Genomic DNA, 13,997 nt, shown 5'->3' with positions numbered 1-13,997 from the left:
GCAGGCGGCAGGACGTCAGACCTGCGTGATGAACTTGGTCACCAGGTAGCCATCGAAGGTTTCCATGCCGCCTTCGCTGCCGATGCCGGAGTCCTTGACGCCGCCGAACGGCGTTTCGGACAGTGCCATGCCGAAATGGTTGATGTTGACCATGCCGGCTTCCAGGCCGTTGGACACCTCGTGCGCGGTCTTCAGCGAATTGGTGAAGACATACGAGGCCAGCCCGTAGGGCAGGCTGTTGGCGCGGCGCAGCACCTCGGCCGTGTCCTTGAAGCGCGTGACGGGGGCCACCGGGCCGAACGGCTCGTCGACCATCAGTTTGGCGTCGTCGGGCAGGTCGGTCACCACGGTCGGGGCGAAGAAGTAGCCCTTGTCGCCGATGCGCGAACCGCCAGCCACGACCTTGCCGCCACGCTGGCTGGCATCGTCCAGGAATTGCTCCATCGAGAACACGCGGCGCTCATGGGCCAGCGGGCCCATCTGCGTGCCTTCTTCGAGCCCGTTGCCGACCTTGATCGAGCCGATCACCTCGGTGAAGCGGGCCAGGAACTTGTCATAGGCCTTTTCCTGCACGTAGAAGCGCGTTGGGGAGACGCACACCTGGCCCGCGTTGCGCAGCTTGAAGCGCGCCAGCATCTCGGCGGCGGGCTCGATATCGGCGTCGTCGAACACCAGCACCGGCGAATGCCCGCCGAGTTCCATGGTCACGCGCTTCATGTGCGCGCCGGCCAGCGCGGCCAGCTGCTTGCCCACCGGCACCGAGCCCGTGAAAGAGATCTTGCGCACAATCGGCGATTCGATCAGGTAGGTAGAGACCTCGCCCGGCACGCCCCAGACGATGTTGAGCACGCCCGGGGGCAGGCCGGCATCATGGAACAGCTGCGCCAGCGCGACCACGGCGCTGGGCGAGTCTTCCGGTCCCTTCAGGATCAGCGTGCAGCCCGCGCCCACGGCCGCCACGATCTTGCGGATGGCCTGGTTGAACGGGAAATTCCACGGCGTGAAGGCCGCGCAGACGCCGATCGGCTCGCGCACCACGATCTGGCGCACATTGGGCTGGCGCGGCGGGATCACACGGCCGTAGATGCGGCGGCATTCCTCGGCGTGCCAGTCGGCATGCTCGGCGCAGACCAGGACTTCGCCGACCGCCTCGGCCAGCGGCTTGCCCTGGTCCAGCGTGATATTGCGGCCGATGTCCTTGGCGCGTTCGCGAGCCAGTTCGCCCACGCGGCGCAGGATCCGGGAGCGCTCGAGCGGCGAAGTTTTCTTCCAGCTTTCAAAGGCACGCTGGGCGGCGGCCAGGGCGCGGTCCAGGTCGGCGCGGCTGGCGTGCGGCAGCTTGCCCAGGACTTCCTGGGTGGCGGGGTTGAGCACATCCTGCTCGCGCCGGTCGCCGCCCTTGATGAATTCCCCGTCGATATAGAGGGCAAGATCCTGGTACATGCGTGTTCTCCTGGTGGTCGTGTCGGGTCAGACGTGTCGGCGGCGCGACGGTGCGCGCTGCCAGGTCCGCTAGCTTAACGCCTCGGCGCGGATCGTGCTGGCGATGCGGCCGGCGCAGATGGGGGGCAGGAGACCGATAAAGCCGCACGTGCGCAAAGCGGCCGCGACGACGCCGCATCTTCACTACACTCTACGAAAAAGGGTCGCAACGGGTCGCGTCCCCGGCGCCCCGCCGGAACGCGGGGCAGGTCAGGGATGCAGAACCTCCGCGCTCACGCCCCAGTGCCCGGGCCGCATACCAGGAGCCACGCCATGGATGGAAATTCGGGCAATCGTGCCGGCGGCGAACGCAAGCCCATCGCGCTGGCGCTGCAGGGCGGCGGCATGCACGGAGCCTTCACGTGGGGCGTCATCGACCGGCTGCTCGAGGACGGCAGGCTCGACATCGAAGGCATCAGCGCCACCAGCGCCGGCGCCATGAATGCCGCCGTGCTGGCTTACGGGATGCTCAAGGGCGGCCCCGATGGCGGGCGCCAGGCGCTGCATGACTTCTGGCTGGCGATTGCGCGCTCGGCCGAGCGCTACAGCCCGTTCCGCTGGATGCCGTGGATGAAGGGCGGCCACAGCTTCGGCCTGGACAACTCGCCGCTGTATGCGATGGCCGACATGGTGCTGCGCATCCTGTCGCCGTACCAGTTCAATCCGCACAACATGAACCCGCTGCGGGACGTGCTGGCCAGCCAGGTGGATTTCGAGGCCTTGCGCCGCGAGTGCCCGTGCCATCTGTTCCTGTGCGCCACCAACGTGGAAACCGGGAAGATACGCATCTTTTCGGGAGCGGACATGTCGATCGAGGCCGTGCTGGCCTCCGCCTGCCTGCCGACGCTGTTCCAGGCCGTGGCCGTCGATGGCCAGCACTACTGGGACGGCGGCTACGTCGGCAATCCGGCCATCTTCCCGCTGATCTACCAGTGCAAGACGCACGATGTCGTGATCGTCCACATCAACCCGATCGTGCGCCCGGGCGTGCCAAGGACTGCTGCCGAAATCCTCAACAGGGTGAACGAGGTCAGCTTCAACTCGTCGCTGATGCGCGAGATGCGCGCCATTGCCTTCGTGACCTCGCTGATCCAGCAGGGCAAGGTCGACAAGAAGGAGATGAAGGAGATGCGCATCCATTCGATCCGCAACGACGAGACCATGGCCGCGCTCGGCGTATCGAGCAAGTACAACGCGGACTGGAAGTTCCTGTGCTTCCTGCGCGACAAGGGCCGCGACCATGCCGGTACCTGGCTGGAGCGCAATTATGACCACGTCGGGCAGCGCTCCAGCGTGGATATCAGCGGCGAATTCCTCTGAGCCCGGCCCTGCCCGGCACCGTCAGCCACGCACCGGCTCGGCGAGCCGCAGCGCGAGGTTGCGTCTGGCCAGCGCCTCGTAGCGGTCGTGGAACAGGTCGGTCAGGTAGAGGCGCTGGCGCGCCAGCAGCCGGCCCAGGTACTTGCGCTCGGCCGCATCATAGGCAGCATCGTCCAGGTCCGGACGCTCGGCGCGCAGCAGCATTCCATTGCGGCGGAACCGCACGCCGGGGCTGCCGAGCGTCGCCAGGTCGATATCGACCGCATAGCAGGCGGCCAACCCGTCGGGTACGCCGGTGTGCGTGGTGTCCAGGATCATGGCGGCAATGTCGTCGGCGCGGGCAATGCGTCCGTCGGCCCGGCGCAGGAACCAGTCCGCGCTGCGTGCCTCGTTGTCGCGCGCGCCCGGCACGTAGATGACGTCGTGGCACCAGAGTGCGAGCTCCACGGCGTCGGCGTCGGGAACCTGGGCGTGGGCCCAGTCCAGGTCGCGCAGGCAGCGGCGCACGTGGAACAGCGTGTGGTAGTAGCGGCCCGGCCCCGAGTAGTGCCCGGACAGTTCGGCATAGGTGTCCTGAGCGCGCTGGCCGCCGCAGCGCGACCACAGGGACTCGAAGCGGGCCTGGAACCGGTTCATGGGCCTCCTTCGCGGCTGCGCCGGTTCAGCCGACCTCGTCGAGCAGGGCCCGCGCCTGTTGCAGGTCGGCCGTGTCGAAGCCTTCGCGGAAGGCGCCATAGATGCCGGCCAGTACCTCGCGTGCGGCATCGGGCTTGCCTTTGCGGCACAACAGCCGCGCCAGGCTCAGCGCCGCGCGCAGCTCCAGCGACCTCGCTCCCTGCTCGCGTGCAATGGCGACGGCCTTGCGGAAGCAGGCTTCCGCTTCGTCCCGGACCAGCCGGCCGTCCTCGGACCCGGCGAGGATAAGTTCTCCCTTCAGGCGGAGCAGCGTTGACGCGTCCAGCCGTTCGCCGGTCTTCTCGGCAAGCGGCATGGCCTCGTCGAGCAGCGCCAGGCCGGCGCGGTACTCGCCGGCCAGGCCGTGCGCATCGGCCAGCAGGCCCAGCAGGCTCGGCCTCGCCAGTGACGCGCCGGTCGCAGCGTAGGCGTCGAGGCCTTGCTGTATCTGCGCGATGCCCGCCTGATGGTCGCCGCGCTCGGCCACCGTCCAGCCCTGCAGCACCACGCCCCATGCCAGGTAGATCGGAAAGCCCTGTTCGCCGGAAATGGCGATGGCTGCCTCGGCAAACTCGCGCACCTGCGGCACTTCTCGCCGGCACAGGTGTACTTCCGCTGCGAAGATCAGGCACAGGGCAAGATTGAATGCGTCGGGACGCTGCCTCGCCAGCGCCAGCGCTTCCAGCGAGCGCGCACGCGCGAGGTCCGGCAAGCCCTGGTACCACAGGATCCAGCCCAGCGTGGCCATGGCATGCACGGCGGGGTCGCGCCCGTAGCCAAGCAGGAATTCGTAGGAGGACTGGTCCGGCCGCTGCACGGCCAGCACTTGCTCCATGTGGTCGCGTGCGACGCTGATCTGGCCGAGGCGGAACGTGGTGGAGCCCAGCACGCGATGCCCTTCGGCGAGCTGGTCCGGCTTGTGCGAGCGCAGGGCCATGCCAAGCAGCCGCTTGCCGAGTGGCAGCGACACGTTGTACTGCGCGCGCAGCTGGTAGAACGCCCACAGCCCGAGCTGCGCGGAAAAGACCTGCGGCGTAGGCTCGCCCTGTTCGCACAGCGCGAGCGCGCGCCGGTAGTTGGCTTCCACCTCGGTGGAGGCCTGGCCGCGCGTGGCGATCAGCGCGGGCCCCAGCGTCAGCAGCAGCGACAGCTCCTGCCGCGCGCGTTCGGGTGTGTCCGGCAACTGCTTGAGCAGCGCAATGGCCTTGCCCAGATGGCCGATCGCCTCGGGCAGGGCAGAGCGTTGCACGGCTTGCTGGCCCGCGGAGTGCAGGTACTCGATCGCCTTCGGCACATTGCCGCTAAGGCTGTAGTGGTGGGCGAGCTCGCCGCAATAGTCTTTCAGCCGGCCCGGGAACAGCGATTCGATCGCCAGCGCGGTACGTTCATGCAGCGCGCTGCGCCGCTCGGTCAGCAGGCCGTGGCCGGCGACTTCCTGGGTCAGTGCGTGCTTGAATGCATACTCGACATCGGGGAAGGCAGGCTGCTCGTAGATGAAGTCGGCAGCCTGCAGCGCGGCGAGCAGCGGGCGCAAGGTGTCGTCATCCTGCCTGGTGACGTGGCGGATAAGGCTCAGCGAGAATTCCTTGCCAATCACCGCCAGCGTTTGCAGCAGTTCCTTCTGTGCCACGGGCAGCCGGTCGATACGCGCGGCCAGCACGCCCTGGACCGTCGTCGGGATGTGCAGCAGGGCCGGTGCCTGTTCGATGCGGAAGTTGCCTGGCGGCCCGAGCAGTACGCCTTCCTCGGTCAGCGTCTGGACCACTTCTTCCATGAAGAACGGGTTGCCCTCGGTCTTGTCGAGGATCAGCCGCTTCAGCGGCACCAGGCTGCGATCGTCGCCCAGCAGCGCGGTGAGCAGGCCCTGGGCCTCGGCAGGGCCCAGCGGTTCGAGCTGGAGTTGCGTGTAGGCGCCGCGGGCATGCCAGTCGTGCGAATACTCGGGGCGGTAGTTGACCAGCAACAGGATGCTGGCGTCCGGCACATGGTCGACGAGGATGCCGAGAAAGCCCTCGGTCTCGCTGTCCAGCCACTGCAGGTCCTCGAAGATCAGCGCGAGTGGCTGGTTCTGGCTTTCGCGCACCAGCAACTGGGCAATGGCCTCGAAGGTCCGCTGGCGCCGGATCGTGGCATCCATGGCCGGCAAGGTCGATCCTGGCTCGCTGTTGCCGAGCAGGTAGAGCAGGTAGGGCAGGTGCACCTCCAGCGAGCGATCGAGCGTCAGCAGCTTGCCGGTCACCTTCTCGCGGCAGGTCCGGTCGTTGTCCTGCGCGGCCACCTGGAAGTAGTTTTTCAGCAGTTCGATCAGCGGCAGGTAGGCAAAGGCCTTGCCGTGCGATACGGAAAAGGTTTCCAGCACCTGGCAGCCTTGCCGCGACCTGGCCTTGAACTCGTGAAACAGGCGGGACTTGCCGACGCCGGCCTCGCCGACCACGCCGACGATCTGGCCCTTGCCGGCCCGGGCCAGCTCCAGTGCCGCGTGCAGCCGCTCCAGTTCGGCCTGGCGGCCGACGAAGCGAGCCAGCCCGCGGTGCGCCGCAACCTGCAGGCGCGTGCGCAGCGCGCCGAGGCCCAGCACCTCGTAGACGGCCAGTGGATCGCGCACGCCTTTGACATGCGTGGTGCCGAGCGCCTTGAACTCGAAATAGCCTTCGGTGAGCTTGTGGGTCGACTCGCTGATCAGGATCGAGGCCGGCGTCGCCACGCCTTCCATGCGCGAGGCGATGTGGATCGTGTGTCCCACGGGATCGTAGTCCGTGTGCAGGTCGTCCTTGCGGATCGAGCGCACCACGACCTCGCCGGTATGGATGCCGACGCGGATCTGCAGCGGGATGCCCAGCTCCAGGCGGACCCTGTCGCTGTGGCGGCGCATCGCGTCCTGCATGCGCAGCGCCGCGTACAGCGCGCGCAGGGCGTGGTCCTCGTGCGCGATGGGCGCGCCGAACAGGGCCAGGATGCCGTCGCCGAGGAACTTGGCGACGTAGCCTTCGTAGTGGTGCACGGCCTCCATCATCAGCGTGGCGACCGGGTCGATCAGGCGGCGGGCCTCCTCGGGGTCCAGGTCCTGCGTCAGCGCGGTCGAGCCGGCCATGTCGGCGAACAGCGCGGTAATGGTCTTGCGTTCGCCCGCGGCTTCGCCGCGCGCTTCCATGGCCGCGCGTTCGGCCAGGATGCGCTCGGCCAGGTGCGGCGGGGTGTACTGGACGGGGGGCGTGGCCGATGCCGGGGCGGACGCCTGAGCGGCTGCCAGGCCGGCGAGAGGGGCGCCGCATCCGCGGCAGAACTTGGCCGTGGGGCCAGCCGGCTCGCCGCACTGCGGGCAGGCCCGTGGCAGTCCGGCACCGCACTCCTCGCAGAAGTTGGCCTTTGCGAGGTTCTCGAACCCGCAATTTGTGCAGCGCATATCGCCTCCTGCCCACCCTGGCCCGCGTGATTCCGGCTTCAGTCCATTAGACGCGCGATCGGGGCGGTTGGCAAGGCGCGCCAACGGCCGCCGGCGGGATCGCGTATGCTGGCAGGCTGACCGCCTCGCGCAGGGACCATGCAGGGCCCATGCAGCGGCGAAACAAGGACGACATGAAGCCTGACGCCAGACTCACCACCGGCCCCATCGGCCGCACGCTGCTGACGTTCTCGCTGCCGGTGCTCGGCAGCAACATCCTGCAGTCCCTCAATGCCTCGATCAACTCGGTCTGGGTCGGGCGCTTCCTGGGCGAAGCGGCGCTGACCGCGACCTCGAACGCCAACATCATCCTGTTCTTCCTGCTGGGCGTGGTGTTCGGCATCAGCATGGCCAACACCATCATGATCGGGCAGGCCGTCGGCGCGCGCGACCTGGACGAGGCGCGCAAGGTCGTCGGCACCAGCACCACGTTCTTCGTGCTGCTGTCCGTGGCCGCGTCGGTCTTCGGCTACATCTTCACGCCAGACATCCTTGCGGCCATGCAGACCCCGCAAGACGCTGCGCCGCTGGCGGTGACCTATCTGCGCATCATCTTCGTTGCGCTGCCGTTCATGTACTTCTACAACTTCGTGATGATGACGCTGCGCGGCGCCGGCGATTCGCGAACGCCGTTCTACTTCATGTTGTTGTCGGCGGTGCTCGACGTGGTGCTCAATCCGGTGCTGATCTTTGGCGTGGGCCCGCTGCCGGCGCTGGGCATCGCCGGCTCGGCGCTGGCCACGCTGATCGCGCAGCTCACCAGCCTTGCCGCCATGATCGCGCTGCTCTATCGCCGCCGCCATTTCCTGCTGCTGCACCGCGAGCAACTGGCGCTGCTGTGGCCGGACCCGGCCATCATCCGCGCGCTGGTGGCCAAGGGGTTGCCGATGGGCCTGCAGATGGTGGTGATCTCGTCGTCGGCGATCGTGATGATGTCGCTGGTCAACGCCTACGGCTCGCAGACCACTGCCGCCTACGGCGTGGCCTCGCAGCTCTGGACCTATGTGCAGATGCCGGCGCTGGCGGTTGGCGCGAGCGTGTCGTCGATGGTGGCGCAGAACGTCGGGGCCGGGCTCTGGCACCGCGTCACGCGCATCACCCGCGTGGGCATGCTGTTCAACGTGGCGATGACCGGCGCGCTGGTCGCGCTGGTCTACCTGTTCGACCGCCATTCGCTCGGCCTCTTCCTCGGCACCGACGGCGTGGCCATCGGCATCGCACAGCATATCAACCTCGTGGTGCTGTGGTCGTTCATCCTGTTCGGCTTCACCATCGTGATCTTCGGCACGGTGCGTGCTACGGGCGCGGTGATGGCGCCGCTGGTCATCCTGTTCCTGTCGATGTGGGTGATCCGGCTGCCGTTTGCATGGGGCCTGGGCAAGAGCTGGGGCGCGGAAGCAATCTGGTGGAGTTTCCCGCTGGGATCGGTGGTGTCGGTTGCGCTGGCCGCGGGCTACTACCGTTTCGGCAACTGGCGTGCGAGCCATATCCTGCCGGTACCGCCGCATGCGCCAGAAGCGCTGGGCCAGGCACCCGACACGAGCATGGGCACGCCGTGCGAAGACGCCGGCCCGGTTGCCGAAGCGGATGAGACGGGCGAGGCGCCGTCCCGTACGGTGGAAACCGTACGTTGAAAGCCAATCGAAAGATCCGCGTGGCATTGTGCGTCCGCTGCTGGTTTTCGCGGCAGCGGATGCGTTCGCCCGCGTGCGAGCGGACGACGTCCGCGCATGCCACAGTTCCTCTCCCATACCGCGTCGTTGCCGCATGGCAACGGCGCGCGTCCGGCCTTCCTAGCCCCACCTTCCCGCTCGCTCCGGCATCGCATCAATACATCATGTGGTGATGTATTGGCGCGGATGCGCAGCTGCGGGCCTGTCGCGCGCGCAGCGCATTGGTGAATACCCGTAAGCGAAGACAAATGAAAGGCGGCTGAAAGATCGCGTCTCTAACGTTCCGATCTACCGTCGGGGCATGCGCATGCATGCAGCAGTTCGCGCGACAGAGCCAGCGCACGAAACCGGCACGGCATTAGTGAAAGTGAACTTTGAGGAGAATCGTTTTGCGCATACGTAGCCAAAAGGACTTTGCCTCCGGCCTGATGTTTGTTCTGGTCGGTCTGGGCTTTTCCTGGGTCGCACGCGGCTATTCCATGGGAACCGCCGCGAAGATGGGCCCCGGATATTTTCCGTTCCTGCTCGGGCTGGTGCTTGCCGTGCTGGGCGGCCTGGTGCTGATCTCGTCGTTGTCCAGCAAGGGCGAGCAAGACCATCTCGCACGCTGGGACCTGAAGACGCTGCTGTGGATCCTCGGTTCGGTGGTGCTGTTCGGCCTCCTGCTCAAGCCGCTGGGCATGGTGCTTTCCGTGTTCGTACTGGTGCTGGTGTCGTCGATGGCCAGCCACGAGTTCAGCTGGAAGGGCGCATTGCTCAACAGCGTGGTGCTGGTGCTGATCAGCCTGGGCGCCTTCGTGTACGGCATCAACCTGCAGATGCCGGTGTGGCCTGCATTCATCACCGGTTAAGGGAGCGCCGAGATGGAATTGATTGAACACCTTTCACTGGGATTCTCGACGGCAATGTCGCTGCAGAATCTCGCGTACGCGTTCCTGGGCTGCGTGCTCGGTACGCTGATCGGCGTGCTGCCGGGGCTGGGGCCGCTGGCCACCATCGCCATGCTGCTGCCGGTGACCTACACGCTGCCGCCGGTGGCCGCGCTGATCATGCTGGCCGGCATCTACTACGGTGCGCAGTACGGCGGCTCGACCACCGCGATCCTGGTGAACCTGCCGGGTGAATCGTCGTCAGTGGTGACGACCATTGACGGCTACCAGATGGCACGGCGCGGACGCGCCGGCGTGGCGCTTGCCACGTCTGGCCTGGGCTCGTTCTTCGCGGGTTGCGTGGCCACGCTGATCCTGGCCGCGTTTGCCACGCCGCTGTCGGAACTGGCGTTCAAGTTCGGCCCTGCCGAGTACTTCTCGCTGATGGTGCTGGGCCTGATCGGTGCCGTGGTGCTGGCCTCGGGCTCGCTGCCCAAGGCGGTCGCCATGATCGTGCTGGGCCTGCTGATGGGCCTGATCGGCACCGACGTGAACTCGGGCGCCGCGCGCTTCTCCTTCGACGTGCCAGAACTGACCGACGGTATCGACTTCGTCGCGCTGGCGATGGGCATGTTCGGCTTCGCGGAAATCATCGCGAACCTCGAACAGAAGGAATCCCGCGAAACCTTCACCGACGCGGTCACCAATCTCTGGCCGACCAGGGACGACTTCAAGCGCATGGCGCCTGCCGTGCTGCGCGGCACGGTGCTGGGCTCGGCCCTGGGCATCCTGCCGGGCGGTGGTGCGGCGCTGGCCTCGTTCGCGGCCTACTCGCTGGAGAAGAAGACCTCGAAGTACTCGCACGAGTTCGGCAAGGGCGCGATCGAAGGCGTGGCCGGTCCGGAATCGGCCAACAACGCCGCGGCACAGACCTCGTTCATCCCGCTGCTGACGCTGGGCATTCCGCCCAACGCGGTGATGGCGCTGATGGTGGGTGCGATGACCATCCACAACATCCAGCCCGGCCCGCAGGTCATGACCAGCAACCCGGCGCTGTTCTGGGGCCTGATCGCGTCGATGTGGATCGGCAACCTGATGCTCATCATCCTGAACCTGCCGATGATCGGCATCTGGGTGAAGCTGCTGACCGTGCCGTACCGCTTCCTGTACCCGGCCATCCTGGTGTTCTGCGGCATTGGCGTGTACTCGGTCAACAACCAGACCTTCGACGTCTTCATGGCGGCTGGCTTCGGCGTGATCGGCTATCTGTTCCTGAAGCTCAAGTGCGAACCGGCTCCGCTGCTGCTGGGCTTCGTGCTGGGGCCGATGATGGAAGAAAACTTCCGCCGCTCGCTGCTGCTGTCGCGTGGTGACTTCAGCGTGTTCGTGACCCGTCCGCTGTCGATGGGCCTGCTGATCGCGGCTGCGGCGCTGGTGGCGGTGGTGGCCCTGCCGTCGATCAAGGCCAAGCGCGAGGAAGCGTTCCAGGAGGAGTAGCCCCCGGCGCTCCGGAACCGCGCCGCCCCAGGGCGGCGTGTGCAACGCAAGCATTCGGGGTGCCTTCGCGCACCCCGTATTTTCTTGCGGCGGGGCATGGCTGCGCGACGATCGTTGAAGCAGAGCGTGCCCGGCTGCGGCAGCAGTCATGGGCCGCGAAAAGATGAACAGGAACTCCGCTCCGGCCCTTCACCGGATCCCAGCATTCCGGTGTCGTGGGGCGGGAGCTTCGCCGGCGCCGATGAAACCGCCTTCCCTTGATCGGGTCTTTTCCCGGATCTTCATCCTCAAGCTCGTGCGCGCGAGCCCGTCGACCGTGATGAATCTGGTCGACCAGCTGCGCGAGTACGGCATCGAACTGAACATTCGCTCGTTGCGCCCGATCCTGCGCAGCCTGATGATCGCGCGTGCGATCACGGCCGAGCTGGTCGAAGGCAGCGGCCGGGTGTACTGCATCACCGACAGCGGCCGCGACGAACTCGAGCGCTATCTGTCCCATCTCGATATCCTCAAGCGAGGTGGCAATGCCGATGGCTGACGCTGTCGCACGCAGAAACAGAAATGGGCCCGCTTGCGCGGGCCCATTGCATTCCGGGATGGCGTTGCCGGATTACTGGCTCTACTGGGTCACGAGTTCCAGGCCAGCCTGTGATTCATCATTGCCGCGCGCGACCAGCACCTTGATGCGGTTCGGCAGCGTAGCCTTGATGCCGTCCACGGGAATCGTGGTGATCAGCCAGTCGGCATTGTTGTCCAGCGTCAGCGGGCCGGAATCGAAGATCACGGTCTTGCTGCCGGCGGTCGTGATGCGCAGCCGGTAGGTGCCACCATTCAGGTTGATCGAATCCTTGCCCGAGGCAGGCACCGCGGACTTGAACGTCACGGCCGAGAATGTCGGTGTGACGGAGTTCAGGTCAACGGCCGGCACGGTCACGTAGATGTCCACGTTCTGCGCGTTGAACGATGCGTTCAGTGCCCTGACGCGTGCCTTGTCGGAGAACAGGCCGACTTCGAACGGATCATCGATCTGGATCACATCCGCGGCGGTGTCGCTGCCCGGCATGGCCACCACCGTGTACTTGTGGCCCGTGTGGGTGTTCACGGTCGTGTGGCCGAGTTCCGTGGTCGTGCCGGCCACGTCAAAGGCGAAGAGCTGGTTCCCCTCGTCGACGTCGCGGTAGGTCGACACGAACTTGTAGGGCTCGTTCAACAGATTGGTTTTCGCTCCGTTCTGCAATATGTCGACGTTCGGCCCACCTGGTATGGCATGGATCAAGCGTACGGTCGGCTTGCTGAGGCCGACGCGTGCGGCAATGCTGTCGTCACCGCCTCCGCCGCAAGCGGAAAGGACTGCTGCGGCTGCAATGGCGAGGCCGAGGATAAGACTGGTCTTCTTTGAGCGGATCATAGTGCCACCTTTCTCCGATGCGTTGGTTTTGGGGCGAGCGCCGGCACGGCCGCGGCTGGGGCGGCTGCATGGGCGAGGCGTGTCATCAGGCCGGTGACGTCGTTTCTGGAGTCGGGTGGCCTTATTGCAACGATAGGAAGGAACTTTGGGGGGAGGCAGGCGCGGGTATCCGATATCGGTGTCGGAGGATTCCCACAGGGGGATTGTTGGCGGACGGGGAGGGTAGTTATGTGGGGCGCCGTTTTTCTTGGCATGCGCTGCTGTTTCGCCGGCTACGCCGGCGAAACAGCAGCGCATGCCAAGCACGTCAGCGCATCATCATCAATCAACCCAAGCCCTTTTGGCATCAACGTCGCAGGCGCGAGCGCTTCCCTTCTTCGTTTTTCTGCTCGGCCGCTCGCAGCGGGGGCCACTATGGATGTAGCGATTTTGAAGGAGGTGGGCCCGGCGAGCTTGGGCTTGTGCACGCAGGAAGGCGCGCTTTCTGGTTCTTCTGCCGCTCGGACAGAAAGTGATTCGCGGGCTATGACGCCACCACCACCCGATTCCTCCCATTGCGCTTCGCCTCATACAATCCTGCATCCGCAACCTCGACCAGCCGGCTGCTCGCTTGCCCCTCTTCAGGCACGATCACAGCCGCACCGATGCTGACGGTAACGCAGCCGCCCGTGCCCGCCTCGCTGTGGGCGATGCCGAGCGCTTCAATGTCGCGCCGGGCCTTTTCCGCGAGGAGCCGGGCGCCGCCGGGCGAAGTCGAGGGAAGAATCATCGAGAACTCTTCACCGCCAAAGCGCGCGGGGAGGTCGGCCGGGCGCGAGCAGTTGTCGCGCAGTACCGCGGCGACGCGCCGCAATACCTCGTCGCCGGCCACGTGCCCATACGTGTCGTTGTAGGCCTTGAACGCATCGACATCGATCATCAGCAGCGCGAGCTGGCTCTTGTCACGCTGCGCGCGCTTCCACTCTGCGTTCAGGTATTCGTCAAAGTAGCGGCGGTTGGACAGCCCCGTGAGCCCGTCCGAATTGGTGAGCCGCTGCAATTCAAGATTGGTCTCCAGGAGCTGCTGCTGGCTTTGGCGCAGCGCGCGATAGGCTTCGTCGCGCTGCAGCAGGTTGAGGTACGAGCGCGAGTGGTAGCGGATGCGCGCAATCAGCTCGATGCTGTCCGGCAGCTTTACAAGATAGTCGTTGGCGCCCGCAGCGAAGGCCGCGCTTTTCATCGCCGCCTCCTCCTTGGTAGACAGCACGATGATCGGGATATCGCGCGTGGCGGCGTGGTCGCGGTAGCGGCGCACCAGCGTCAGGCCATCGACGCCAGGCATGACCAGGTCCTGCAGGATCACCGTAGGGCGGGTGCGCTCCGCCACGGCCACGGCGTCGTCCGGTGTCGCGCAGTAGTGGAAATCGATGTCGGGCTCGGTGGCGAGGGCGCGCCGTACGGCTTCGCCGATCATGGCCTGGTCGTCCACCAGCAGCACCATGGCGGGATAGCTGTTCGCTGCGGCAGTGGCGGTAAGAGCGTGGTTCTCGGGTTGTTGCATGCTGGCTTCCTGGATGGCTCGACCCCAAATCGTTCCTGGTTGAGGCATCGGCGATCTATTGTCGTTCTGGTATGTTCTGTTGGCTGCAGCG

At 66.1% G+C, this 13,997-nt stretch carries 10 protein-coding genes; 5 read left to right on the top strand and 5 right to left on the bottom strand.

Annotation, left to right across the window (positions count from 1 at the left end):
* Window positions 1-15 precede the first annotated feature (15 nt).
* Window positions 16-1,443 (bottom strand): NAD-dependent succinate-semialdehyde dehydrogenase, encoded by a 1,428-nt coding sequence (locus AC3FNH_RS09750; protein WP_488719890.1) that lies wholly within the window; start codon window positions 1,441-1,443, stop codon window positions 16-18.
* Between the two features lie 312 nt (window positions 1,444-1,755).
* Here AC3FNH_RS09750 and AC3FNH_RS09745 point away from each other — a divergent pair, with 312 nt between their 5' ends.
* Window positions 1,756-2,802: a patatin-like phospholipase family protein gene (locus AC3FNH_RS09745; protein ID WP_276100958.1), complete on the top strand. Its 1,047-nt coding sequence runs from the start codon at window positions 1,756-1,758 to the stop codon at window positions 2,800-2,802.
* Window positions 2,803-2,823: 21 nt separating this feature from the next.
* Here the strand turns inward: AC3FNH_RS09745 and AC3FNH_RS09740 are convergent, their stop codons facing one another.
* The gene (locus AC3FNH_RS09740; protein ID WP_276100959.1) at window positions 2,824-3,438 is read right to left on the bottom strand and encodes an HD domain-containing protein; all 615 of its coding nucleotides are present in this window, start codon (window positions 3,436-3,438) and stop codon (window positions 2,824-2,826) included.
* 25 nt (window positions 3,439-3,463) lie between these two features.
* Window positions 3,464-6,880 carry an adenylate/guanylate cyclase domain-containing protein gene (locus tag AC3FNH_RS09735; protein ID WP_488719889.1) on the bottom strand — a complete coding sequence of 1,139 codons (3,417 nt, stop codon included), beginning with the start codon at window positions 6,878-6,880 and terminating at the stop codon, window positions 3,464-3,466.
* A gap of 173 nt (window positions 6,881-7,053) precedes the next feature.
* Between AC3FNH_RS09735 and AC3FNH_RS09730 the strand changes: the two genes are divergently transcribed.
* The 4 genes from AC3FNH_RS09730 to AC3FNH_RS09715 all read left to right on the top strand — a co-directional run bounded on the left by AC3FNH_RS09730 (window position 7,054) and on the right by AC3FNH_RS09715 (window position 11,496).
* Window positions 7,054-8,553, top strand: coding sequence for an MATE family efflux transporter (locus tag AC3FNH_RS09730; RefSeq protein ID WP_276103188.1), 1,500 nt, complete (start codon window positions 7,054-7,056; stop codon window positions 8,551-8,553).
* Window positions 8,554-8,981: 428 nt separating this feature from the next.
* Window positions 8,982-9,443, top strand: a complete 462-nt coding sequence (locus tag AC3FNH_RS09725) for a tripartite tricarboxylate transporter TctB family protein (protein WP_276100961.1) — start codon at window positions 8,982-8,984, stop codon at window positions 9,441-9,443.
* Window positions 9,444-9,455: 12 nt separating this feature from the next.
* Window positions 9,456-10,958: a tripartite tricarboxylate transporter permease gene (locus AC3FNH_RS09720; RefSeq protein WP_276100962.1), complete on the top strand. Its 1,503-nt coding sequence runs from the start codon at window positions 9,456-9,458 to the stop codon at window positions 10,956-10,958.
* 241 nt (window positions 10,959-11,199) lie between these two features.
* Window positions 11,200-11,496, top strand: a complete 297-nt coding sequence (locus tag AC3FNH_RS09715) for a helix-turn-helix transcriptional regulator (protein ID WP_276100963.1) — start codon at window positions 11,200-11,202, stop codon at window positions 11,494-11,496.
* An 81-nt stretch (window positions 11,497-11,577) separates the two neighbouring features.
* Here the strand turns inward: AC3FNH_RS09715 and AC3FNH_RS09710 are convergent, their stop codons facing one another.
* Both AC3FNH_RS09710 and AC3FNH_RS09705 read right to left on the bottom strand, forming a co-directional pair.
* Window positions 11,578-12,366: a DUF4397 domain-containing protein gene (locus tag AC3FNH_RS09710; RefSeq protein ID WP_276100964.1), complete on the bottom strand. Its 789-nt coding sequence runs from the start codon at window positions 12,364-12,366 to the stop codon at window positions 11,578-11,580.
* 523 nt (window positions 12,367-12,889) lie between these two features.
* A complete protein-coding gene (locus AC3FNH_RS09705) occupies window positions 12,890-13,906 on the bottom strand; it encodes a diguanylate cyclase (RefSeq protein WP_488719888.1) in 1,017 nt (338 codons plus the stop codon).
* Window positions 13,907-13,997 lie beyond the last annotated feature (91 nt).

Source organism: Cupriavidus sp. 22TCCZM01-5 (assembly GCF_057798915.1).
The sequence above is the reverse complement of the archived record's forward strand: the minus strand, read 5'-3'. Positions and strand labels throughout refer to the sequence as shown.

Excerpts from the sequence above, each read along its gene's own strand:
- AC3FNH_RS09750 (WP_488719890.1), bottom strand. The coding sequence starts at position 1,443 with ATGTACCAGGATCTTGCCCTCTATATCGACGGGGAATTCATCAAGGGC.
- AC3FNH_RS09745 (WP_276100958.1), top strand. The coding sequence starts at position 1,756 with ATGGATGGAAATTCGGGCAATCGTGCCGGCGGCGAACGCAAGCCCATC.
- AC3FNH_RS09740 (WP_276100959.1), bottom strand. The coding sequence starts at position 3,438 with ATGAACCGGTTCCAGGCCCGCTTCGAGTCCCTGTGGTCGCGCTGCGGC.
- AC3FNH_RS09735 (WP_488719889.1), bottom strand. The coding sequence starts at position 6,880 with ATGCGCTGCACAAATTGCGGGTTCGAGAACCTCGCAAAGGCCAACTTC.
- AC3FNH_RS09730 (WP_276103188.1), top strand. The coding sequence starts at position 7,054 with ATGAAGCCTGACGCCAGACTCACCACCGGCCCCATCGGCCGCACGCTG.
- AC3FNH_RS09720 (WP_276100962.1), top strand. The coding sequence starts at position 9,456 with ATGGAATTGATTGAACACCTTTCACTGGGATTCTCGACGGCAATGTCG.
- AC3FNH_RS09715 (WP_276100963.1), top strand. The coding sequence starts at position 11,200 with ATGAAACCGCCTTCCCTTGATCGGGTCTTTTCCCGGATCTTCATCCTC.
- AC3FNH_RS09710 (WP_276100964.1), bottom strand. The coding sequence starts at position 12,366 with ATGATCCGCTCAAAGAAGACCAGTCTTATCCTCGGCCTCGCCATTGCA.
- AC3FNH_RS09705 (WP_488719888.1), bottom strand. The coding sequence starts at position 13,906 with ATGCAACAACCCGAGAACCACGCTCTTACCGCCACTGCCGCAGCGAAC.